The organism is Corynebacterium gallinarum (assembly GCF_014837045.1).
GTDB lineage: Bacteria > Actinomycetota > Actinomycetes > Mycobacteriales > Mycobacteriaceae > Corynebacterium > Corynebacterium gallinarum.
Genome location: NZ_JACSPR010000001.1, coordinates 515,195 through 536,763 on the forward strand (window position 1 = coordinate 515,195; position 21,569 = coordinate 536,763).

Below are 21,569 nucleotides of genomic sequence, written 5' to 3' on the forward strand. Positions count from 1 at the left end.
TGGGCTTAGGTGCCCGCCGGGGCCACCAGCAGCTTTCGAGACACCAAGGGGTTAACTAGGGGTGTGCATAAGGGTTAAGGGAGAAGATAAGGGGAGGTGCCACCACCACGTGGTGACACCTCCCCCGGCCATATCCTTGCGGGAACTAGTCGAACAGGTAGTACTCCAGAGCATTGGGATGCTTGGCCAGCGGGGTGATCTTGACATCCATGTACTTGAACATGGGGAAGCCGCTGAGGATGGAGTGCAGCTCATCATGATCACTGACATCGAAGATGGAGTAGTTGGCATACTCCCCCACCACGCGCCAGATGGCCTTCATGATTCCGCGGGACTGCAGATCGCCGGAGTAGGCCTTCTCCCGAACCTGGAAATCAGCCATGACCTCCTGGGTCATCGACTCGGGGAAGTGGACGTCCATACGTGCCAGAAACAGCATTGAAGCTCCTTACTTACGGGTGTAGAAGTTGACCTTGTCCATGTCCAGCTCAACGCCCAGACCCGGACCCTGCGGAACGATGACCAGGCCATCGCGGTACTCGATGTCCTGGACCACGTAGGTGTCCTTGAGCAGCTGCGGACCGAACAGCTCGGTGCCGTAGGACACGGCCTTGGTGGAGGCGGCGAACTGCAGGGAGGCAGCGGTACCGATCGGGCCCTCGAGGCTGGTGGCACCATGGCAGGCCAGTCCGCCGGCCTCGGCGATGGCGGCAATCTTCTTGGACTCCAGGAGACCACCGTGCTTGGTGGTCTTCAGGGCGATGACGTCGGCGGCCTGGGACTTGACCACGGCGAGTGCCTCGGCCGGGGTCCAGACGGACTCATCCGCCATGACGGAGACGTTGGTGCGGCGGGTGATCTCGCGCAGGGTATCCAGGTCCTCGGCGGGGGTCGGCTGCTCGAAGAGTTCGATGCCGGCGTCGGCAAGCTCGGGCAGGTAACGCAGCGCGGTGAGGCGGTCCCAGCGCGCGTTGATGTCGATGCGCAGGGAGACCCGGTCACCGACCTCGCGGGCCAGCTCGGCCACACGGCGGGTGTCCTCGGCGGGCTCACCGGCACCCATCTTCAGCTTGAAGGAACGGTTACCCCAGGTGGCGATGCGCCCCTCGATCTCTTCGACAGCCACCTCAAGTGGCAGGACACCCAGTGCCCAGGTGCAGTCGAGTTCGGTGCGCACGGTGCCACCGAGCAGGTCCCGGACGGACACGTTCAGGGCGCGTGCCCAGGCATCGTGCATTGCGACGTCCACGGCGGCCTTGGCGTACCGTGCACGGGCGACGACGCGCTCCAGGTCGGCCATGATGCCGGCCAGCTCGGAGACCTCGCGGCCGACAAGTACGGGGGCGAGGTAACCGTCGACAAGTGCCTTCATGGTCTCAACGGACTCGCCGCCCCACCAGGGGCCGCCGGGCACAACGCCCTCGCCGTAACCGGTCACACCATTGTCCAGGTGCACGCTCACCAGGAGGATGTGCTGCACGGTGGAGGTGGTGGTGGCGAAACCATGGGGACGGATGAGGGGAACATCGAGGATGCGGGATTCAACTCGGTTGATAGTCAGGTCAGCCATCAAATCACTTTCACTACGGCCAAAGTCCCGACACCAGAAAACCGGTGATCGGGACTTAAAGCAAGGGCGGAGAGTTCTAGTTTTCCTTGTCCAGGACGAATGGGTAGTGGACGTGGTTGCCGTCCCCAGTCGCCTCCGGGTGGAGGACGAGCTCAGGCTTCACAGCGGTGGCGACGTCGTTCTCGACGTAATCGCCACCCTCAAAGTACAGCTGGGTGGTGATGGTGCGGTAACCCGGGTGGGAGACGCGCAGGTGGAGGTGGGCTGGCCGCCATGGGTGTCCACCGTAGGACTCGATGAACCAGCCGGTCGGACCGTCGTGGGGAATCTGGTACGGAGCAGGCTGCAGGGTCTTGATCTTGTAGCGACCCTCCTCGTCGGTGACGATGGTGCCACGCAGGTTCCACTCCGGGATGCCCGGTGCGAACTGGGAGTAGAAGCCATCCTCATCGGCGTGCCACAGCTCGATCTCGGCGCCGCCGAGACCGTTGCCGTCGAGGTCGGTTACCTGGCCTTCGAAGATCAGCGGGGTGCAGGCCTTGTCCTTGTCGCGCATCGGCATCTCGCCGTCCCATGGGAGCTTCGGGGAGTTCTCCACGTAGTACGGGCCCTCGATGGAACCCTTGGTGCCGGTGTAGTCGTGGCGGTTGTAGTTGATCTCCTCGATCTCATGCTCGACGAAGACGTCCAGCCACAGTGGCCACTCGCCGTACTCACCGACGTCGATCATCCACTGCTTGAGCACTGCGTACTCTTCGTAGGTGATCTCGTGCTTGTGGGCGACCTCAGCGATGGCGGCCAGCAGATCGGTGTAGATCGCGTTGGCACGCTCCTTGGAGGTGTCAGAGGAAACGCGGTTTGCCTTGAACTTCTCGGTAGCCTTGTTACCCGAGTCGTGGGCGGTGGGATCAACAGTCTGGTTCTCGACCGAAGTCATCTTGATACTCCTTAGTGCGGGGGCAAGGTGGGGGTGGCAGGATGCTAACATCCGTTCCCGCCCAGTCACCTGGCGAGTTGAGGTCCAGTGGCCTTTTCGTTTCACATGGCGCTTCAACCCGTCATGTGATCGGTTCAACTGGATAACACTACTGTGTCCCCATTCATGCGGTGAGTCAAGAGACGACTTTTGGCCCTACATGACACTTTTAGATCATTTGACAGGCCCTATATGACATTATCGCTGGTCGCAGAAGCGCTCTTCGCGCACTTGTTCGTCATGCGAACATCGAGGCCTGAGGTAACCCTAGGTCTTCCCCTAATGTGATTCAGCTCATGGGTGGTGCATAGTGGGTACTACGCCACCAGAACACCATCTTCATTTCCACCCCGTCACCTGCCGCTGGAGACAACGAGCCTGACGCGACACACGGGAAAACGGTTGGCAATCCCCTCATCAGCAACTCACGGAGGTACATCATGTCCACCCCTATCGTTAACCTTGAAAGCGTCCAGAACACCCTGGACCGCGCACTCGAGGACCGCCCCGAGGAGGGCATTGTTCGCGTCAACCGCAACATCTTCACCGATCCGGAGATCTTCGAGCTGGAGATGCGCCACATCTTCGAGGGCAACTGGATCTACCTGGCACATGAGTCCCAGATCCCGAACCCGGGTGACTACTTCACCACCTACATCGGCCGCCAGCCGATCATGATCACCCGCTCCAAGGACGGCGAGCTCAACTGCCTGATCAACGCCTGCTCCCACCGTGGTGCCATGCTCTGCCGCCGCAAGACCGACAACCGCACCACCCTCACCTGCCCCTTCCATGGCTGGACCTTCTCCAACGACGGTGCCCTGCTCAAGGTCAAGGATGAGAAGGACGGCGCGTATCCGGAGAACTTCAACAAGGACGGTTCCCACGACCTGCGCCGTGTGCCCAAGTTCGAGTCCTACCGTGGCTTCCTCTTCGGCTCCCTCAACCCCGACGTGGTCTCCCTGGAGGAGCACCTCGGTGACACCCGCACCGTGATCGACATGCTGGTCGACCAGTCCCCGGACGGCCTCGAGGTGCTGCGTGGTTCCTCCACCTACACCTACGACGGCAACTGGAAGCTGCAGACCGAGAACGGCGCTGACGGTTACCACGTCTCCTCCACCCACTGGAACTACGCAGCCACCACCTCCCGCCGTGGCACCGGTGAGTCCGCCAACGAGACCAAGGCCATGGACGCCGGCACCTGGGGCAAGCAGGGTGGCGGTTACTTCTCCTACCCCAACGGCCACATGCTGCTCTGGATGTGGTGGGGCAACCCAGAGGATCGCCCACTGTTCGATCGTCGTGACGAGCTCAAGGAGAAGTTCGGCGAGGAGAAGGGCGAGTTCATGGTCGGCGCATCCCGCAACCTGTGCCTGTACCCGAACGTCTACATCATGGACCAGTTCTCCTCCCAGATCCGCCACTTCCGCCCCGTCTCCGTGGACAAGACCGAGGTGACCATCTACTGCATCGCCCCCAAGGGTGAGTCCGCACAGGCACGCGCCAACCGCATCCGCCAGTACGAGGACTTCTTCAACGCCACCGGCATGGCCACCCCGGATGACCTGGAGGAGTTCCGCTCCTGCCAGAAGACCTACCTGGCCACCGGTTTCCCGTGGAACGACATGACCCGTGGACTCGGCCACCAGATCGAGGGCCCCAACGAGGTCGCCAAGGGCCTGGGCATGAACGAGGTGCTCTCCTCCGGTGCCCGTACCGAGGATGAGGGGCTCTACCCGATCCAGCACCACTACTGGCACGACCTCATGCAGAAGGCCGTCAACGCCCAGAGCATCCAGGCGAAGGAAGCCAACGACGACCTCGCCACCGCCGAGGTCACCCGCGCAGCAGCCCAGGCCCGTGAGGCAGCCAAGGCCGCAGCCAAGGCCAGCTCCGGTGAGCAGCCCCGCCGTCGCCGCCGTTCCCGCGGCTAATCCCTCGCGGATTTCCTGATTCCCCTCTCTTATCCCGACTTTCATTGGAGAAACCCATGACCACCACTGCTGCGCAGGTCACCCGCAACGACATTGAAGATTTCCTCTACTACGAAGCCCGCCTCCTCGACGACCGCCGTTTCGAGGACTGGCTGCAGTGCTACCGCGAGGACGCGGAATTCTGGATGCCGGCCTGGGACGACAACGGTGAGATCACCGAAGACCCCCAGTCCGAGATCTCCCTGATCTTCTACCCGAACCGCGGTGGCCTCGAGGACCGTGTGTTCCGTATCCGCACCGAGCGTTCCTCCGCCACCTCCCTGCCGGAGCCACGCACCGTGCACAACATCTCCAACGTGGAGATCCTGGAGCAGCGTGACGGTGAGGTGGATATCCGCTTCAACTGGATCACCAACTACTTCCGTTACAACCACACCGATATGTACTACGGAAACACCTTCCTGACCATCGACACCAGTGGTGAGTCCATGAAGATCGTCAAGAAGAAGGTCGTTCTCCAGAACGACTACATCCACCACGTCATCGACATCTATCACGTCTAGGAGCCACCCCATGTCCCACCAAGTTGCACTGGCTTTCGAAGACGGAATCACTCGTTTCATCGAATGCGAAGACGAGCAGACTGTTGCCGATGCCGCCTACCAGGCCCGCATCAACATTCCCTTCGACTGTCGCGATGGCGCCTGCGGAACCTGTAAGGCGTTCTGCGAGTCCGGCGACTACGAAGAGGGCGACTACATCGAGGATGCCCTTTCCGAGGACGAGGCTGACCAGGGTTACTGCCTGCCCTGCCAGATGTTCCCCCGCACCGATCTGATCCTCCAGATCGCCACGACCTCGGTTCTGGCGAAGACGGGCGCCGCCACCTTCACCGGTGAGTTGGTCGAACTGAACCGCCTGTCCGACTCCACCTTCGGCATCACCATCGAGCTGGAGAACCGTTCTGATCTCGCCTTCCTGCCGGGTCAGTACATGAACATCGAGGTTCCGGGGTCCGGCCAGACCCGTTCCTACTCCTTCTCCTCCTCCACCGAGGATGACAAGGTCAGCTTCCTCATCAAGAACACCCCGGGTGGTCTCATGACCACCTACCTGGATGAGCAGGCCGCCGTCGGCGACAAACTGGAGCTCACCGGCCCGATGGGGTCGTTCTTCCTGCGTGAGCCGGTCCGTCCGATCCTGCTGCTCGCCGGCGGCACCGGCCTGGCCCCGATCCTGGCGATCCTGGAGAAGCTCGCCACCGATGAGCTTCTCGACGTCCCGATCCGCATGGTCTACGGTGCCACCTTCGATCATGACCTGGTGGAGCTCGAGCGCCTCGAGGCCTTCAAGGACAAGATCAAGGACTTCGACTACATCACGGTCATCTCCGACAAGGAGTCCAGCCACGAGCGCAAGGGCTTCGTCCCGGCTCACCTGACCGGCGAGTACGAGCCGGACGAGGACACCGATGTCTACCTCTGTGGTCCGCCACCGATGGTGGAGGCTGTGCGTCAGTTCTTCGGAACGCTGGAGAACCCGCCACTGGACTTCTACTATGAGAAGTTCACCTCCGCGGCCGGTACCCCGGGCAACACCGAGGTTGAGGTCACCACCGAGACCGTCGAGGCTCCCCGTGGCGGTGAGGAGCGTTCCCTGGTGGAGGTCTCCACCCCGGGTATGTCCACCGGTGAGGTCCACGTGGCACGTCCGGACTCCGAGTCCCAGCTGGAGGCCCGCATGGCCCTCGAACTGGGTGCCCTGGAGCTGGCGATCCGCAAGCTGGGCGACCGCGACATCGAACGTTTCCGCACCCTCGCTGAGACCGCGAACTCCTTCATCAATGGCGACCGCATCATCGACGCGGAAAAGTTCACCGAGGCGAATGCGGACTTCCACGAGTTCCTGTTCCGTCGTGCGGACAACGCCGCACTGATGGGTGCCTACCAGAACCTCACCGTGGTCACCGAGATGAAGAAGGTCCTGCCCGGCGCGGAGTGGATCGATCCCAACATCGCCACCGAGCACCTTGAGCTTGTCGACGCCGTCGCCGCCAAGGACATCGAGAAGGCCCGTGAGCTCATCCGTACCCACGCCCAGCACGGCATCGAGACCATGCGGAAGGCGGAGTCTGAATGAACGCACCAGTAGGACAGGGCATCTCCGGCCGGCCCACCCACGTCACGGCTGAGCGGTTCTTCGGCCAGAGCATCATCGTCACGGGTGCTGCACAGGGCATCGGCCTCGCCGTCGCCCACCGCATCGCCTACGAGGACGGCAACCTGGTGCTCGTCGACCGCTCCGAGCTCGTGCATGATGTCGCGGAGCAGCTGCGCGGCGTGGGTAAGGGCACCGTGGATTCTGTCACCGCGGATCTGGAAACCTATGAAGGGGCCCAGCAGTCGATTGACTTCGCGCGCACGAAGTTCAAGAACCTGGACATCGTGATCAACAATGTCGGTGGCACCATCTGGGCTAAACCCTTCGAGGAGTACACCGAGGAGGAGATCACCAAGGAGATCCAGCGCAGCCTCTTCCCCACCCTGTGGATGTGCCGTGCCACCCTGCCGTGCCTGATCAAGAATGGTGGTGGCACCATCGTCAACGTCTCGTCCATCGCCACCGGTGGTGTCAACCGGGTGCCGTATGCGGCAGCCAAGGGTGGGGTCAATGGCATCGTATCGGCGCTTGCGCATGAGGCCGCGCACCACAATGTGCGCGTTGTCGCCACGGCCCCGGGTGGCACCCTGGCCCCGGAGCGCAAGGTCAAGCGCGGTCCGGGTCCGGAGGGTGAGAAGCAGCAGCAGTGGTACCAGGAGATCGTTGACCAGACGATCAGCTCCAGCCACATGCGTCGCTACGCCACCCTGGAGGAACAGGCCGCACCGATCTGTTTCCTCGCCTCGGAGGAAGCCTCCTACATCACCGGCAGCGTGCTGCCCGTGGGTGGAGGTGACCAGGGCTAGAATCTAGGCATGGTTTCGTCCGTGCCGTTCACCCCCTCGTTCTCCCAGACCTTCCTGCCACGCAGTTCGATCATTCTGGAGCAGATGTCCTCTGCCATCCTGAAGCTCCCGGACTGCGAGGGCAGGTTGTTCTATATCGGGGGTCGGCACGGCGCGGGTAAATCCGAGTTCGCGACGAGCCTCACCGAACTGCTCCCCGGCTGGTCCGTGGTGAAGGTGTCCGCGCTGTCCTGGTTGCAGGACTCCCCGCGGTCATTGCTCACCCACATCGGACACAAGCTGGGGGCTTCGTCGTCCAATGCCATCCGCGGTGTGATCGATCGCCGCGGGGCGTCAACGGTGGTCATCGTCGATGATGTCCACTGGGCGGACCAGGAATCCCTGCACAAACTCATCGAGTTCAGCCGCCGGATGGTCTCCGGCAGGTTCGTCCTCATCCTCATCGGCTTGGAGGGGCAGACCCCCAACCTGGACGGCAGTCCCCTGAACTTCCAGGATCTGGCCGATGTCACCTACGTTCTGCCCCCGATGAGCATCGAGGAGATCCGGCAGGTGGCGCTGACCACCGTGCGTGGTCGTATCACCGCCTCCACCGCGACGGACATCCAGCGCATCACCGGTGGTGTCTTCGGGTATGTCCAGGAGGTCCTGCACGCCGTCTCCCCCGATCACTGGAAACAGACCAATCCGAATGTGCCCATCCCGGAGAGCTGGTGGAGTAATCTCTCCCGCCGCATCGAGGGGACGGATCTGTGGCCCGTGCTGCTGGCCACCTCTGTGCTGCCGGGCGGTGGCACCATCGACCTGATCAAGAAACTGGCCGATGATCCCGAGGGCACCGCCTGCGATGAGGCCGTCAGGCATAACCTCCTGACCATCCTGCCGCTCGATGGTCCGCCCACACTGGATCTGGCGCTGCCCACCGACCGGGCGGTGATCCGTTCCAGGACTCCGTTGAAGGTGCTCACCGATCTGCACCTGAAGGCGGCGCAGTACTACCGTTCCTTCGACCAGATCGACCAGGCCCTCCAGCACGAGGCCTTCGCCGCCACCGAACCGGACAGCCCGGCGGTCAAGGCGCTGGCGGAACGCGGGTTGGCACTGGGCCGCAGTGGACGGTGGATGGAGGCGGCCCATGCGCTGTCACTGGCGGCGAACCGGACCGCCTATTCCGACGAGTCGGACCGCTACATGCTGGAATCTATCGACGCGTTGATCTCCGCCTCCGACCTGCCCCAGGCGCGTATCCGGGCCGCGACGTTGGACTTGGGTGAACATGGCATCCAGCAGGATTCCATGCTGGGTTACCTCGCCATCCATGAGGGCCGGCAGTCGGAGGCCCGCAGCCTTTTGGACCGGACCGCGAAGTCGATCCTCGCGCGGGACCCCATCGACCCAATCCACGGCCCCCGTCTGGCGGCCAGGAAGGTGTTGCTCAACCTCCTCGACTGGGATGCCGAGGAGCTTCTGCTCTGGGCGAACCGGGCCATCGACTGGTCTGATGAGGATGCCGGCGAGAAGGTTGAGGCCCAGGCGATCTCACTGATCGGCCAGTCGATCCTCGACGGCGAGCTCCCCGAGGACGCACCCATCGCCGGTGAGACCACCCTGCATGCCCAGCGCCGGCACATGGCCATGGGCTGGTTGAACCTGATCCATGACAACCCGGTCACCGCGCGCCAGAAATTGGAGCGACGCACCTTCATCAGTGGCTCCGAGCGCATCAGTCTGTGGCAGGATGCGTGGCTGGCCCGCGCGCAGCTCATCCTCGGTGAGTGGGAATCAGCCCTGCGGACCGTGGAGGTGGGTCTGGCCCGCGCCGAGCAGTTCGGCATCCGGTTCCTCGAACCCCTGTTGTTGTGGACCGGTGCGACCGTGGCCACCGCTAAGGGCAACAACGATCTGGCGCGTCATTACCTCAGCCGGTTGAGCTCTGATCAGGATTCCTTCATCGTCCAGTCCATCCCGTCGGCCATGTGCCGGATGTGGGTGTATTCGCGTCGTAATGAGATGGCGGCCGCGCGGATCGCGGGCGCCACCCTGGAGAAGATCGCCGCCAACCACAACATCAGCCAGCCAGGTTTCTGGCCGTGGGAGGATATCCATGCCACCAACCTCATCCGCATGGGCAATATTGAGCGTGCAACGGAGCTGGTGGAATCCACCATCGACAGTTACCGCACCACCGACATCATGTCCGTCAAGGCGAAGATCGCCGTCCCTGAGGCGATGTTGATGATCCATCACGGAGATGTGAGCAAGGGCCTGGCGCGTTTCGAGGAGGCCCTCGACATGCTTGATGGCCTGACCCTGCCGTTCTACCGTTCGCGGATCCTCTTCGAGTACGGCCAGGCCCTGCGTCGGCAGGGGCAGCGTCGGCGCGCCGATGAGATCTTCGCCCGGGCGTCGTCGATGTTCCAGGAGATGGGGGCCAATGCGCTGGTGTCCATGGCCAACCGGGAACGGCGCGTCGGCGGTCTCGGCCCGCGGTCCGGCAAGGCCGGTGGTCTGACCCCGCAGGAGTATGAGATCGCGCTGTTGGTCGCCGATGGCAATTCCAACCGTGAGGTCGCCCATGAGCTCTTCCTGTCCCCCAAGACGGTGGAGTATCACCTGACCCGCGTGTACCGGAAGCTGCAGATCCGCACCCGCATGGAGCTCCGGGACGCCCTCGAGCAGTACCGGGCCACCCTTTAGTGGGCGGTCGTCGCACCGGGTGCTTATCGACGCCCAACCGCATCCGCTTTCCATTCATCCCGCCGGATAATCCCAGTTAACGGGCGCAAATGGGCTGGGAGACGATCTGTTACCTACACTGCGCACCCTGCCTATCAGCAAAAACAGCAACGGACAATGACCCCCTAGAAGTCTTTAGGGGGTTCCCTAGTTTATAAAGATGGTGCCACAGGATTGACTTGTGAATCAGATCACCTGCCCAGGGTGATGATCAGATCACTCACAGTCCAAAGGAGGGCGTCATGGCCACCTCTTCCCCCGATGTCTGGCAAAGCCCAAAGCATCGTCGCACCGTCTACCTCGTTCTCGCCGTCGTCGGCATCTCCATCCTCTTCGATGGTTATGATCTCGTCATCTACGGCGCGGTCCTGTCCACACTGTTGAACGACCCATCCCACATCGGTGCCCTCAGCCCGGCAGTCGCCGGCACCCTGGGTTCCTACGCCATGATCGGTGTCATGATCGGCGCCCTGACCGCCGGCGCCATCGGCGACCGGGTCGGACGTCGCAAGGTGATGCTCACCGCGATCGTCTGGTTCTCCGTCGGCATGGCGCTGACCGCGATGTCCACCTCCATCGTCATGTTCGGTTTCCTGCGCTTCCTCACCGGCCTCGGTGTCGGCATGATCGTCGCCACCGGTGGAGCGATCATCGCGGAATTCGCGCCACGTAACCGCCGTAACCTCTTCAACGCAATCGTCTACTCCGGTGTCCCCGCCGGTGGTGTGATGGCCTCCATCTTCGCCCTGCTCTTCGAGGATTACCTCGGCTGGCGTGGACTGTTCCTGATCGGCGCCACTCCACTGCTGTTCCTGTTCCCACTGGCACTGTTCTTCCTGCCGGAATCCCCACGCTGGCTGGCAGCCCGTGGCCGTCGCGCAGAGGCCATCGCCCTGTGTGAGCGCAAGGGTCTGCCCATTGCGGATTTCGTCCCCGTCGCCCCCGCACCAGTCTCCTCCACGACCGCAGCCACAGCTGTCACCCCCGTCGCAGTCGAGCGCACCGGTTTCGCCGGTATCTTCTCCCGTGCCTACCTGCCCGGCACCATGCTGATCGGCGCTATGAGCTTCATCGGACTGCTGTCCACCTACGGCCTCAACACCTGGCTGCCCAAGATCATGGAGTCTAACGGCGCCAGCGCCCACGATTCCCTCTACTCCCTGCTCTTCCTCAACGGTGGCGCGGTGGTCGGTGGTCTGATCGCCTCCTGGTTCGCCGACCGCATCGGGGCGAAGACCATCATCACCTCCACCTTCTTCCTCGCCGCACTCTGCCTGGGCGCCCTGCCATTCATCTCCGCCTGGCCTCTCATGTACACCGCCATCGCACTCGCCGGCATCGGCGTGCTGGGCACCCAGGTGCTCACCTACGGCCTCACCTCCAACTACTTCGGTACCGCCTGCCGCGCCGCCGGTGTGGCCTGGTGTGCAGGCTTCGGTCGCCTCGGTGGCATCGTCGGACCAGCCGTCGGTGGTCTGATCATCGGTCTGGGCTTCGGACCGACCATCGCCTTCTTCATCTTCGCCGGTGCCGCCGTCCTCGGTGCCATCTGCACCGCCCTGATCCCGCGCTCCCCTGCCGAGGTCACCATCTCCACGGTGCCCAGCACCTCCACCGAGCCAGTCGCACCGCGTCGCACCCCCCAGCCACAGAGCTGATTGCCACACTGATTGACCAGCCATGAGAAGCCCGGCCCCCTGCACATGCATGGGGCCGGGCCTCGTTGTCCGGTGTACCTCCCTGGGAACCGGACCTACCGGTTGACATGAAACTGCCCCCAGTGTTGGTGTCTGATTGCTCAGTCCAACATCTGGGGGCAGTTCGTCGAGAGGGGTTTTAGGTGTTGAGCTTGCGGTAATCAAAGACCTGGTCGATGATGCCGTACTCAAGCGCAGCGTCCGCGGTGAGGATCTTGTCGCGGTCGGTGTCGATGCGGATCTGCTCCGGGGTCTTGCCGGTGTGGTGGGACAGCGTGTGCTCCATCAGCTTGCGCATGCGCTCAATCTCAGCGGCCTGGATCTCCAGGTCGGACACCTGGCCCTGCGTTCCCTGGGTGGCCGGCTGGTGAATGAGGACGCGGGCGTTGGGCAGCGCCGCACGCTTACCCGGTGCACCTGCGGCCAGCAGGACAGCCGCGGCGGAGGCCGCCTGGCCCAGGCAGACGGTCTGAACATCCGGGCGGACGTACTGCATGGTGTCATAGATCGCCATGAGCGCGGTGAAGGAACCGCCCGGGGAATTGATGTACATGGTGATGTCGCGATCGGGGTCCATGCCCTCGAGCACGAGCAGCTGGGCCATGATGTCGTTGGCGGAGGTGTCATCGACCTGGGTGCCCAGGAAGATGATGCGCTCCTCGAACAGCTTGGCGTAGGGGTTGGTCTCCTTCGTGCCGTACGCGGACTGCTCGATGAAGGAAGGCAGCACGTAACGGGACGAAGGCATCTGGAATCCGTTGCTCATTTGAATATTCTCCTTGTAGTTTCCGTGTGCCTAGTTACTGATCGGGCCCTCGGCGAGGGTGATCACGTGATCGACGAGTCCGTATTCCTTCGCCTGCTCGGCGGTGAACCAGCGGTCACGGTCGGAATCCTTGGTGACCTGCTCGAAGGTCTGGCCGGTGTGCTCGGCGATGAGCTTGGCCATCTCACGCTTGGTCTGGGCGAACTGCTCAGCCTGGATCGCGATGTCCGCGGCGGTACCGCCGACACCGGCGGAGGGCTGGTGCATCATGATGCGGGCGTGCGGCAGGGCGTAGCGCTTGCCCGGGGTTCCACCGGAGAGGAGGAACTGTCCCATGGAGGCAGCAAGACCCATGCCGTAGGTGGCGATGTCACACGGGGAGTATTTCATCGTGTCGTAGATGGCCATGCCGGCGGTGACAGAACCACCGGGGGAGTTGATGTACAGCGAGATATCCCTCGTCGGGTCCTCGGCGGACAGCAGCAGAATCTGGGCGCACAGCTTGTTGGCGATCTCATCGTCGACCTGGCTGCCGAGGAAGATGATGCGCTCGCGCAGCAGACGGTCGAAGATATCGCCGTTGTAACCGGCCCCTGCGCCCGGTGCCGTCATGTTGAGGTTATCGCTCATGAATGTGTCAACTCCTACAAGTGAATTGTTTTTGGGTACGTCAGTTTCAATGTCACCAGACTACCCGCGTATTTCCGGGACACCGCTTCTGTTCGCTAACAGCGTTTTGGGGTGGTTCCGATGGTGCATCCAGGCATGGGAAAAGCCCAGCACACGGTAGTCTGCTGGGCTTTAGAGCTGGGGGATTCTACTCCTGGTCAGCTGCTTCCTCGGTGGCCTCTTCGTCGACTTCTTCCTCGCCGAAGTAGGCCTTGGGATCGATCTCAGCGCCCTCGGAGTCCTTGACGTTGACACGGCAGATGGCCTGAGCCAGTGCCTTGCCACGACGGACGTCAGCGAAGAGGTTGGCGATCTGACCGGACTGCTGCAGCTGGCCGATGAACTGGTTCGGGTCCATGCCGTAGCTCTGCGCGGTGAACAGGATGTGGTCGGTCAGCTCCTGCTGGGAGACCTCAGGCTCTTCGGTCTCAGCGAGCACGTCGAGGAACAACTGGGTGCGGACGGCCTTCTCTGCATCCTCACGGTTCTGCTTCTCGAACTCTTCACGGGTGGTGCCCTGGGACTCCAGGACGGAGTTCAGTGCGGCATCGTCGTGTGCGAGCTCACCGAGCAGCTGGTGCAGCTGGGAGTGGGCCTGCTCCTCAACGATGGAGTTCGGCAGGGCGAAGTCGGAGGACTCCAGTGCGGCCTTGAGAACCTCGTCGCGGATGTTGGCGGCCTGCTCGTTCTTCAGACGGGACTCGACCTGGGTCTTGGTGGACTCGCGGAGCTCCTCGATGGTGTCGAACTCAGAGGCGAGCTGTGCGAACTCGTCGTCAAGCGCCGGCAGCTCACGCTGCTTGGTGGCGGTGATCTCGGCGGTGACCACGGCTTCCTTGCCCTGGTAGTCACCGTTGGCGAGCTCGGTGGTGAACTCGACGGAGTCGTCCTTCTTCTGGCCGAGCAGAGCATCGTCGAGGCCGTCGATGAGATCGCCGGAGCCGATCTCGTAGGACAGGCCCTCGGTGGTGGCCTCTTCAACCTTCTCGCCGTCCACGGATGCGGACAGATTCAGGGTGACGAACTCACCCTTCTTCAGCTTGTGGTTGTGATCCTTGAGGGTGGAGAAACGTGCGCGGAGGCTCTCGAGCTCCTCGTCGACAGCAGCGTCATCGACGGTGACTGCAGGGACCTCGACGTTGATGGCGGAGAAGTCGGGGAGGGTGATCTCCGGACGGACATCAACCTCAGCGGTGAACTCAACGACCTCGTTGTCCTCGATCTTGGTGACCTCAACGTCAGGCTGGCCGATGGCCTTGATGTCGTTTTCTTCGATGGCCTGGCCGTAGCGGGACGGCAGCATGTCATTGACGACCTGCTCCAGAACCGGACCGCGACCGAAGCGTGCGTCGATCAGCTGACGGGGAGCCTTGCCCTTGCGGAAACCAGGAATCTGGATCTGCTGTGCGAGTGCGTCATAAGCCTGATCAAGTTCAGACTTGAGCTCCTCGAAGGGAACCTCAACGGTGATCTTTACACGGGTGTCGCTCAGCTGCTCGACGGAACTCTTCACGAGGAAATCTCCTGGGTGGTCGGATACGATTAAAACTCAGTAAATTCAAAAACAAGCCCGGTTTCCGACGATCTGCGATTTTCTTCGCGTTCGTCCGAAACCGGGCTCGTCCTCAAGTCGGGGCGACAGGATTTGAACCTGCGACCCCCTGCTCCCAAAGCAGGTGCGCTACCAAACTGCGCCACGCCCCGATATTAACTTTTCCCCACAACAACACACAATGAATCCCACCCCATACATGGCGGTGGTAAACCCTGATGCGCTCCGTGGTTCGATTTGCAAGTCTACATGCTCCCTCTGGTTTCACCTAAACGGTCCCCCACCAGTGAAGGAACGAGCAGTTCAGAGGGCATAAACGCCACAAAAAGACCCTACAATGCGAGCCCACACCACCACAGTGGACCCCTTCGCGCGCACGGCCCCTATAGATAGGGAGCACCGCCGGCCGATTTTGCACTGGAGCACACCAGTGGGGCGATCACACCCGGACGCCCCGGCCACACCCCGGAAACACGAAATCCCCCGGGCCGGGAGGACCTGAGGGATTTACTCTGAGGGAATGACGGGAATCGAACCCGCGTCATCAGCTTGGAAGGCTGAGGTAATAGCCATTATACGACATTCCCGCTACCGAATATTGGCATAGCCGTTTCGGTCTGGGATCATGTTAGCCCAAAATCGTGGCAGGTAAAAATCTGCAGGCCACACCGTGATGCCCCGCCGGCAACCCCCCCCAACACACCGGCTCCTCCTCTCATTGTGCAATGGAGGCCCGAGCCCCGAGCTGCCGACAAGAAGTTGTCAAAGCACATACAACATTTCCTTAAAATGTTCTTTGGGGAATATAAGTTTGCTACCACCCCACCAGGACAACCCCCATGATTAGGGTCACCACAAAAGGGCCAATAAGGTGGTAGTAGATTCACACATATATAGCCCATAGACCCCCTACCACCCCACGGTGTCAAAGATCACATTCCCGCTTTCCAATTTTCGTGTGCGCTACCCGACACTACGGCCATCAGGCGAGCAGATCACGTCAGGCCAACCCTTCGGCACTGTCATTTCTGCAAATTACCTTAGAAGCCTGGACGCATACTGGGATATTATTATCGGTTTATACTCACTGCTCAGACCATGTATTTACTTTGTAGCACCGATAATCAAACCAATCACTGTCATCATTGTTGCGTTACGCTCACGTTTTCGACACAACGGCCATTGGTGGCGTAATCTATCGGTCATGAAGCCAACCATCATTGATGCTGAATCAGGACGAGAGCTGTGGACCGCCATCGAGTGTGCAGAGTTTTCCGGCACCGCCCGCGGCACCTTCACCAGTTACGCCGGGCGCGGACGGGCACCTAAGCCTGTCGCTAAGCTCCACGGCTTAACTCTGTGGGATTCACAGACTATTCGCGAATGGGTCGACGAACGTGCTGCAGGCAACAAGGGTCTGACCACAGTCGGTGTCGGTTCCGAAGATTCGGTCGCCCAGTAGAACCCCCCGGGGGGTTCATGATCAAACCACCGCATTCGCCCAGGTGAATGCGGTGGTTTTTCCCTTCCCCGGACCCCGCAGTACCTCCCCGCCAGTATCGCAGCCAATAAGCGGTCCACGGCATCCACGGTGGGCCCCACCCGGGGGAACCAGGGCGAACCGTAGGGAACTATCCGGTACTTTTCTTCGTTGGGCAGGGTGTAAAGAACATTTCGCCGATGGTGTGCGGTTGCATGTGGGATCGTTTACCTGTCGGCCAGGAGATCTGAGTGAGTTGAAGAATTAGTGGAAGCACTACTCCTAATTGCAATCGTCGTCGGTGGTGGTGTGTTTATCGCCTCCAAGATGTCGGGCAACAACACCAAGAAGCAGGAAGCACAGAAGTTCGAGGATGCTCAGGCTGATGCGCGTCGGTGGATTGAGCGTCTGGGTTCACAGGTGCTCACCATCGCCGGAAGTGATGCAGCCTCCACCCAGGCCGTCGCGGATGCCTCCGAGCGCTACAACGCCGCATCCTCCCAGATCAGTACCGCCCAGACGGTGCGCCAGGCCGAGCTGGCCAGGGAATCCGCACTTGAGGGCCTCCATTACATGAATGCGGCCCGTGAGATCATGGGCATGCCAGCGGGGCCTGAATTGCCACCGTTGGAGGGCCAGCGCAATGCAGGCCGTGTGACCGAGGCCCGCACCATCGAGCAGGATGGTCGTTCCATCACGGCGTCCCCGGTGGCTACGGATGCCACCCCGAACTACTACCCGGGTGGCAATGTTGCAGGCCGGCCGGTTCCCGCGGGCTGGTACTCGGAGCCGTGGTGGGCCAGCGCCCTGCGCACGGGTATCTGGACCGCCGGTTCGGTCTTCATGTTCTCCGCCCTGTTCAGTGGCATGGCTGGTGTTGGTTACTCAGCCCAGGCCTTCGAGAGCGGTTATGGCGAAGGGTACGAAGACGGTCTGGCCGATGCCGGTGGAGATGCCGGAGACGCCGGAGATGCCGGCGGAGACATGGGCGATGCCGGTGGCGACATGGGTGGTGACGGCGGCTTCTTCGGCGGCGACGACGGCGGCGGCTTCTTCGACGGCGGCGGATTCGACTTCGATTTCTAACGCCCTGTCACCGCACTCCCCGCGTCCCATCACGACGGGACGCGGTTGATGCCACGAACACATAAGTGAAGGCCGGAGGGAACATTCCCTCCGGCCTTCAACTATGCCAAGACTAACTGTCGTGCCTGTTTCCTACCCGGTTTCCTACTCGTTGGGAACAACCGGTGCCACACCGGTGCGCTCGTAATCCGAGAGGATGTCGATGCGACGCTGGTGGCGCTCCGCGTTGCTCCACTCCTGATCCAGGAAGGCGTCGACGATCTCGAGTGCCTCCTCGGTGGAGTGCATGCGTCCACCGAGGCCGATCAGGTTCGCGTTGTTGTGTTCACGTGCCAGGCGGGCGGTCTCCACGGACCAGGCCAGTGCGCAGCGTGCGCCCTTGACCTTGTTCGCGGCGATCTGCTCACCGTTGCCGGATCCACCCAGCACAATGCCGAGGGAACCGGGGTCGTTGACGGTCCGGTTGGCTGCTTCGATGCAGAAGGCCGGGTAGTCATCGTCGGGGTCGTAGGTGTGGGCTCCGCAGTCGATGACCTCGTGGCCGTGGGCCTTGAGGTGCTCTGCAATTGCATTTTTTGTTTCGAAACCAGCGTGGTCTGCTCCAAGGTATACGCGCATGCCGATTAGTCTACTGGAGCACAACCACGGTGGGTGACCACCTATGGATTAGTCGAACTGTGGGCTCTCGGTGCGGGAACGCTTGAGTTCGAAGAAGTAGGGGAAGGCGGCCAGGCGGACGGAGGCGTCGAAGATCTCCCCGGCTTCCTCACCACGCGGGATGCGGGTGATCACGGGTCCGAAGAAGGCGGTGTCGCCCAGCTTGATAACCGGGGTGCCCACGTCATCGCCGACCTCGTCCATGGCTGACTGGTGGAAGGCGCGCAGTGCGTCATCCCATTCCTCGGTATCGGCAACCTCGGCGTAGGAGGCATCCAGGCCGACCTCTGCGAGAGCTTCGGCGATAACCTCGTTGTAGGCACCGTAATCGTTGCGCACCTCAGGCCTGCCCTCATTATGGACGCGGGTTCCCATGGCGGTGTAGAGATCGCCGACCTTCTCCGGCTCCTTGGTGGCCACTGCGGCGAACACGCGGGCCGGCCCCCAGTTGGCCTTCATCCGGTCGGCGTACTCGGCAGGGATATCACGGCCGTCGTTGAGGATGGCCAGGCTCATCGGGGTCCAGGTGACCTCGATGTCACGGACCTTCTCCACTTCCTTGATCCAGCGGGAGGTGGCCCAGGCAAAGGGGCAGCTCGTGTCGAACCAGAATGTGACTTTTTCAGCCATGGGTGGTTTCTTCCAATCTGTTTAGAACGTGGGTACGTGGCACCCAAGCCTAGGCCGGAAGTATCGTGGTGTCATTACAGATGTCGGGTTGTATTCGGGGAATGGGACACCATCTCTCGTCGTCACGCCGACACCTCCCCGAAGTTTCCCCAACCACCAGGAGCAGTACATGACGTCAATCAATCTCACGAGGACCGAGGCGGCCGAGCGGTCACATCTGCTCAGTGTGGAAAATTACTCCATCTCCCTGGATCTCACCGGGGAGGATGTGTTCACCTCCATCACCGTGGTCAGTTTCACCGTCCGTGAACCGGGTGACACCTTCATCGATCTGTGTGCCGCCAGCGTGGATGAGGTTTATCTCGATGGGGTGGACATCCGCGATCAGGCCATCACCCTGGGTGTGAACGGCTATGACGAGACCCCTGGCATCGCCCTGCGTGATCTCACACCGGGTCAGCACACCCTGCGGGTCGCAGCCACCATCCCCTATTCCCGCACGGGTGAGGGCCTGCACCGGATGGTGGATCCGGCCGACAATGAGGTCTACCTGTACACCCAGTTTGAAACCGCCGATGCCAAGCGGGTGTTCGCCTGCTTCGACCAGCCGGATCTGAAATCCACCTATGATTTCCACATCACCACCCCGAAGGGCTGGAAGGTCATCTCCAATGCGGAGCAGGAGGTGTCCACCCAGCACCCGGAGTATGACACCCATGTCTCCGAGGTGGACTACCCCATCTCCACCTACCTGGTGGCTGTCTGCGCCGGGCGCTACCACGAGGTGCATGACACCTGGGCCGACCAGCTCACCCACCACCCCGAGACCCCCGCCGGTCAGCCCACCGAGCTCACCGTCCCGCTGGGTCTGTTCTGCCGTCGTTCCCTGGCCCCGCACCTGGATGCGGAGCGTCTGTTCACCGAGACCAAGCAGGGGTTTGACTGGTACCACCGCAACTTCGGTGTGGCCTATCCGTTCGGCAAATATGACCAGATCTTCGTGCCGGAGTTCAATGCCGGTGCGATGGAGAACGCCGGTGCGGTGACCATCCGCGATGAGTATGTCTTCGCCTCCAAGGCCACCCGCTACCGCTATGAGCGTCGCGCGGAGACCATCCTGCACGAGCTGGCACACATGTGGTTCGGGGATCTGGTCACCATGCGCTGGTGGGATGATCTGTGGCTCAATGAGTCGTTTGCCACCTGGTCCGCGGTGATCTCCCAGGCAGAGGAGACCGAGTACACCAGCGCGTGGGTGACCTTTGCCAATGTGGAGAAGTCCTGGGCCTACCAGCAGGATCAGCTGCCCTCGACCCACCCGGTGTCCTCTGACAGCCACGACATCGAGACGGTGGAGCAGAACTTCGACGGCATCACCTACGCCAAGGGTGCGTCGGTGCTCAAGCAGCTGCAGGCCTATGTCGGCCGGGAGGAGTTCCTCGCCGGTGTGCGCACCCACTTCGCCAACCACGCGTGGGGCAATGCCACCTTCGATGATCTGCTGTCCGCCCTCGAGCACGCCTCGGGCCGTGACCTGTCCGGATGGGCCAGCGAGTGGCTCAAGACTACCGGCATCAACACCCTCTCCGCCGACTTCACCGTCGAGGACGGCGCCTACACCTCTTTCAACGTCCTGCAGACCGGTGCCGTCCCCGGCGCGGGTGAGCTGCGCACCCACCGCATCGCGGTGGGGCTCTACACGCTTATCGACGACCAACTCACCCGCTTCAAACAGGTCGAACTGGACATCAACGGTGCCTCCACCGCGGTGCCGGAGCTGATCGGTGTGGACCAGGCTGATGTCGTTCTGGTCAATGATGATGATCTGACCTACGCGCTGCTGGATCTGGATCAGGGGTCCCTGGACTTCGTGATCAACCACATCGACAAGTTCGTCGATCCGATGCCGCGCACCCTGGCGTGGTCGGCTGCCTGGGAGATGACCCGCTCGGGTCAGATGAAGGCCCGTGATTTCATCGCGCTGGTGGCCCGTGGTGCCTCCGCGGAAACCGAGATCGCCGTGCTGGAACGCATCCTGGCCCAGGCTGTCTCCGCGTTGAAGAACTATGCAGATCCGGCGTGGGTGACGGCTGAGGGTGAATCGGTCGTCGCAAAGCTCCTGCTTGATGGGGTGCGCCACGCGGGTGACAACACCGACACCCAGCTCGCCTTCATCCAGGCGCTGGCGAAGACGGCGCTGGACGAGGACGCGGTGGCGTTCTTCCGTGGTCTGCTCGACGGGTCCGAGGCCGGCATCGAGGTGGATTCCGACCTGCGCTGGTGGGCGCTGACTGCCCTGATCGCCCACGGCGCGGTGGAGGATCCGGACGCGGCCATCGCCGAGGAACTCACCCGTGACCGTTCGTCTGCCTCGAACCTGTCGGCCCTGCGTGCCCGGGCCGCGGTCAACACCGCGGAGAACAAGGCCAGCATCTACGGGGAGGCCGTCTCCGCCGACAACACCTTCAGCAACCTGGAGCTGCGCCACACCATCGAGGGCCTGACCTTCACCGGGTCCGCCGAGCTACTCAACAACTACACCGGCACCTATTTCGAGATCGCCCCGACGGTGTGGGAGGCGTTCAGCAATGAGATCGCCATGCAGATCCTCACCGGCCTGTACCCGTCGTGGAATGTCACCGCCGAGGCGCTGGCCCTGGCCGATGACTTCCTGGCCGGGGAGCACTCCGCGGGCCTCAAGCGCGTGGTGTCGGAGGAACGTGACCGTGTCGCCCGTGCGCTGCGCAACCGGGAGGTCGACGCCAGCTAACGTACCCGGCTGCCGGATGGGGGTTCGCCCCCTCCACTTGCGCTGCGCAACCTCCGGGTTGACGGCACTATAAGGAA

The 21,569-nt window shown here is 62.1% G+C and carries 17 protein-coding genes and 2 tRNA genes; 9 read left to right on the forward strand and 10 right to left on the reverse strand.

Annotated features, from left to right (window positions below):
* Nucleotides 1-145: 145 nt before the first annotated feature.
* From catC to catA, 3 genes are all read right to left on the reverse strand, one after another.
* On the reverse strand, nucleotides 146-439 hold the full coding sequence (catC, locus tag H9627_RS02260; RefSeq protein WP_191732386.1) for a muconolactone Delta-isomerase: 294 nt from the start codon (nucleotides 437-439) through the stop codon (nucleotides 146-148).
* A gap of 9 nt (nucleotides 440-448) precedes the next feature.
* Nucleotides 449-1,570, reverse strand: coding sequence for a muconate/chloromuconate family cycloisomerase (locus H9627_RS02265; protein WP_191732387.1), 1,122 nt, complete (start codon nucleotides 1,568-1,570; stop codon nucleotides 449-451).
* Nucleotides 1,571-1,646: 76 nt separating this feature from the next.
* Nucleotides 1,647-2,507, reverse strand: a complete 861-nt coding sequence (catA, locus tag H9627_RS02270) for a catechol 1,2-dioxygenase (protein ID WP_191732388.1) — start codon at nucleotides 2,505-2,507, stop codon at nucleotides 1,647-1,649.
* A 479-nt stretch (nucleotides 2,508-2,986) separates the two neighbouring features.
* On the opposite strand from catA, the gene benA reads away from it, so the two are divergent.
* From benA to H9627_RS02300, 6 genes are all read left to right on the forward strand, one after another.
* Entirely contained in the window at nucleotides 2,987-4,483 is a 1,497-nt protein-coding gene (benA, locus tag H9627_RS02275) for a benzoate 1,2-dioxygenase large subunit (protein WP_191732389.1), read from the forward strand.
* Between the two features lie 56 nt (nucleotides 4,484-4,539).
* On the forward strand, nucleotides 4,540-5,046 hold the full coding sequence (gene benB, locus H9627_RS02280) for a benzoate 1,2-dioxygenase small subunit (protein ID WP_191732390.1): 507 nt from the start codon (nucleotides 4,540-4,542) through the stop codon (nucleotides 5,044-5,046).
* A gap of 10 nt (nucleotides 5,047-5,056) precedes the next feature.
* Nucleotides 5,057-6,622: a benzoate 1,2-dioxygenase electron transfer component BenC gene (gene benC / locus H9627_RS02285; RefSeq protein WP_191732391.1), complete on the forward strand. Its 1,566-nt coding sequence runs from the start codon at nucleotides 5,057-5,059 to the stop codon at nucleotides 6,620-6,622.
* A complete protein-coding gene (locus H9627_RS02290) occupies nucleotides 6,619-7,449 on the forward strand; it encodes a 1,6-dihydroxycyclohexa-2,4-diene-1-carboxylate dehydrogenase (RefSeq protein ID WP_191732392.1) in 831 nt (276 codons plus the stop codon). The genes benC and H9627_RS02290 overlap by 4 nt, the downstream gene beginning before the upstream one ends.
* Before the next feature lie 9 nt (nucleotides 7,450-7,458).
* Nucleotides 7,459-10,146, forward strand: a complete 2,688-nt coding sequence (locus H9627_RS02295) for a helix-turn-helix transcriptional regulator (protein WP_191732393.1) — start codon at nucleotides 7,459-7,461, stop codon at nucleotides 10,144-10,146.
* Between the two features lie 281 nt (nucleotides 10,147-10,427).
* Nucleotides 10,428-11,843: an MFS transporter gene (locus H9627_RS02300; RefSeq protein WP_191732394.1), complete on the forward strand. Its 1,416-nt coding sequence runs from the start codon at nucleotides 10,428-10,430 to the stop codon at nucleotides 11,841-11,843.
* Nucleotides 11,844-12,021: 178 nt separating this feature from the next.
* Here H9627_RS02300 and H9627_RS02305 read toward each other — a convergent pair whose 3' ends face one another.
* From H9627_RS02305 to H9627_RS02325, 5 genes are all read right to left on the reverse strand, one after another.
* On the reverse strand, nucleotides 12,022-12,648 hold the full coding sequence (locus H9627_RS02305) for an ATP-dependent Clp protease proteolytic subunit (protein WP_191732395.1): 627 nt from the start codon (nucleotides 12,646-12,648) through the stop codon (nucleotides 12,022-12,024).
* Nucleotides 12,649-12,678: 30 nt separating this feature from the next.
* Nucleotides 12,679-13,260 (reverse strand): ATP-dependent Clp protease proteolytic subunit, encoded by a 582-nt coding sequence (locus tag H9627_RS02310; RefSeq protein ID WP_404826187.1) that lies wholly within the window; start codon nucleotides 13,258-13,260, stop codon nucleotides 12,679-12,681.
* Between the two features lie 205 nt (nucleotides 13,261-13,465).
* Complete coding sequence (gene tig, locus H9627_RS02315) at nucleotides 13,466-14,830, reverse strand: trigger factor (RefSeq protein WP_191732397.1); 1,365 nt, start codon at nucleotides 14,828-14,830, stop codon at nucleotides 13,466-13,468.
* A gap of 117 nt (nucleotides 14,831-14,947) precedes the next feature.
* Nucleotides 14,948-15,021 (reverse strand) — tRNA-Pro (locus tag H9627_RS02320).
* 363 nt (nucleotides 15,022-15,384) lie between these two features.
* Nucleotides 15,385-15,456 (reverse strand) — tRNA-Gly (locus H9627_RS02325).
* 617 nt (nucleotides 15,457-16,073) lie between these two features.
* On the opposite strand from H9627_RS02325, the gene H9627_RS02330 reads away from it, so the two are divergent.
* Nucleotides 16,074-16,331: a helix-turn-helix transcriptional regulator gene (locus H9627_RS02330; protein ID WP_191732473.1), complete on the forward strand. Its 258-nt coding sequence runs from the start codon at nucleotides 16,074-16,076 to the stop codon at nucleotides 16,329-16,331.
* Between the two features lie 285 nt (nucleotides 16,332-16,616).
* A complete protein-coding gene (locus tag H9627_RS02335; RefSeq protein WP_191732398.1) occupies nucleotides 16,617-17,435 on the forward strand; it encodes a DUF1542 domain-containing protein in 819 nt (272 codons plus the stop codon).
* A gap of 144 nt (nucleotides 17,436-17,579) precedes the next feature.
* Here H9627_RS02335 and H9627_RS02340 read toward each other — a convergent pair whose 3' ends face one another.
* The gene (locus H9627_RS02340; RefSeq protein WP_191732399.1) at nucleotides 17,580-18,053 is read right to left on the reverse strand and encodes a ribose-5-phosphate isomerase; all 474 of its coding nucleotides are present in this window, start codon (nucleotides 18,051-18,053) and stop codon (nucleotides 17,580-17,582) included.
* A 48-nt stretch (nucleotides 18,054-18,101) separates the two neighbouring features.
* A complete protein-coding gene (locus H9627_RS02345; RefSeq protein ID WP_191732400.1) occupies nucleotides 18,102-18,722 on the reverse strand; it encodes a mycothiol-dependent nitroreductase Rv2466c family protein in 621 nt (206 codons plus the stop codon).
* A gap of 169 nt (nucleotides 18,723-18,891) precedes the next feature.
* Here H9627_RS02345 and pepN point away from each other — a divergent pair, with 169 nt between their 5' ends.
* Nucleotides 18,892-21,492, forward strand: coding sequence for an aminopeptidase N (pepN, locus tag H9627_RS02350; RefSeq protein ID WP_191732401.1), 2,601 nt, complete (start codon nucleotides 18,892-18,894; stop codon nucleotides 21,490-21,492).
* Nucleotides 21,493-21,569 lie beyond the last annotated feature (77 nt).

What these genes read in the sequence shown, in the direction of transcription:
- H9627_RS02265 (WP_191732387.1), bottom strand. Translation starts at nt 1,570, where the DNA reads ATGGCTGACCTGACTATCAACCGAGTTGAATCCCGCATCCTCGATGTT.
- H9627_RS02345 (WP_191732400.1), bottom strand. Translation starts at nt 18,722, where the DNA reads ATGGCTGAAAAAGTCACATTCTGGTTCGACACGAGCTGCCCCTTTGCC.
- benB (WP_191732390.1), top strand. Translation starts at nt 4,540, where the DNA reads ATGACCACCACTGCTGCGCAGGTCACCCGCAACGACATTGAAGATTTC.
- H9627_RS02340 (WP_191732399.1), bottom strand. Translation starts at nt 18,053, where the DNA reads ATGCGCGTATACCTTGGAGCAGACCACGCTGGTTTCGAAACAAAAAAT.
- catA (WP_191732388.1), bottom strand. Translation starts at nt 2,507, where the DNA reads ATGACTTCGGTCGAGAACCAGACTGTTGATCCCACCGCCCACGACTCG.
- H9627_RS02300 (WP_191732394.1), top strand. Translation starts at nt 10,428, where the DNA reads ATGGCCACCTCTTCCCCCGATGTCTGGCAAAGCCCAAAGCATCGTCGC.
- H9627_RS02305 (WP_191732395.1), bottom strand. Translation starts at nt 12,648, where the DNA reads ATGAGCAACGGATTCCAGATGCCTTCGTCCCGTTACGTGCTGCCTTCC.
- H9627_RS02330 (WP_191732473.1), top strand. Translation starts at nt 16,074, where the DNA reads ATGAAGCCAACCATCATTGATGCTGAATCAGGACGAGAGCTGTGGACC.
- pepN (WP_191732401.1), top strand. Translation starts at nt 18,892, where the DNA reads ATGACGTCAATCAATCTCACGAGGACCGAGGCGGCCGAGCGGTCACAT.
- H9627_RS02290 (WP_191732392.1), top strand. Translation starts at nt 6,619, where the DNA reads ATGAACGCACCAGTAGGACAGGGCATCTCCGGCCGGCCCACCCACGTC.
- H9627_RS02310 (WP_404826187.1), bottom strand. Translation starts at nt 13,260, where the DNA reads ATGACGGCACCGGGCGCAGGGGCCGGTTACAACGGCGATATCTTCGAC.
- H9627_RS02295 (WP_191732393.1), top strand. Translation starts at nt 7,459, where the DNA reads ATGGTTTCGTCCGTGCCGTTCACCCCCTCGTTCTCCCAGACCTTCCTG.
- benC (WP_191732391.1), top strand. Translation starts at nt 5,057, where the DNA reads ATGTCCCACCAAGTTGCACTGGCTTTCGAAGACGGAATCACTCGTTTC.
- benA (WP_191732389.1), top strand. Translation starts at nt 2,987, where the DNA reads ATGTCCACCCCTATCGTTAACCTTGAAAGCGTCCAGAACACCCTGGAC.
- catC (WP_191732386.1), bottom strand. Translation starts at nt 439, where the DNA reads ATGCTGTTTCTGGCACGTATGGACGTCCACTTCCCCGAGTCGATGACC.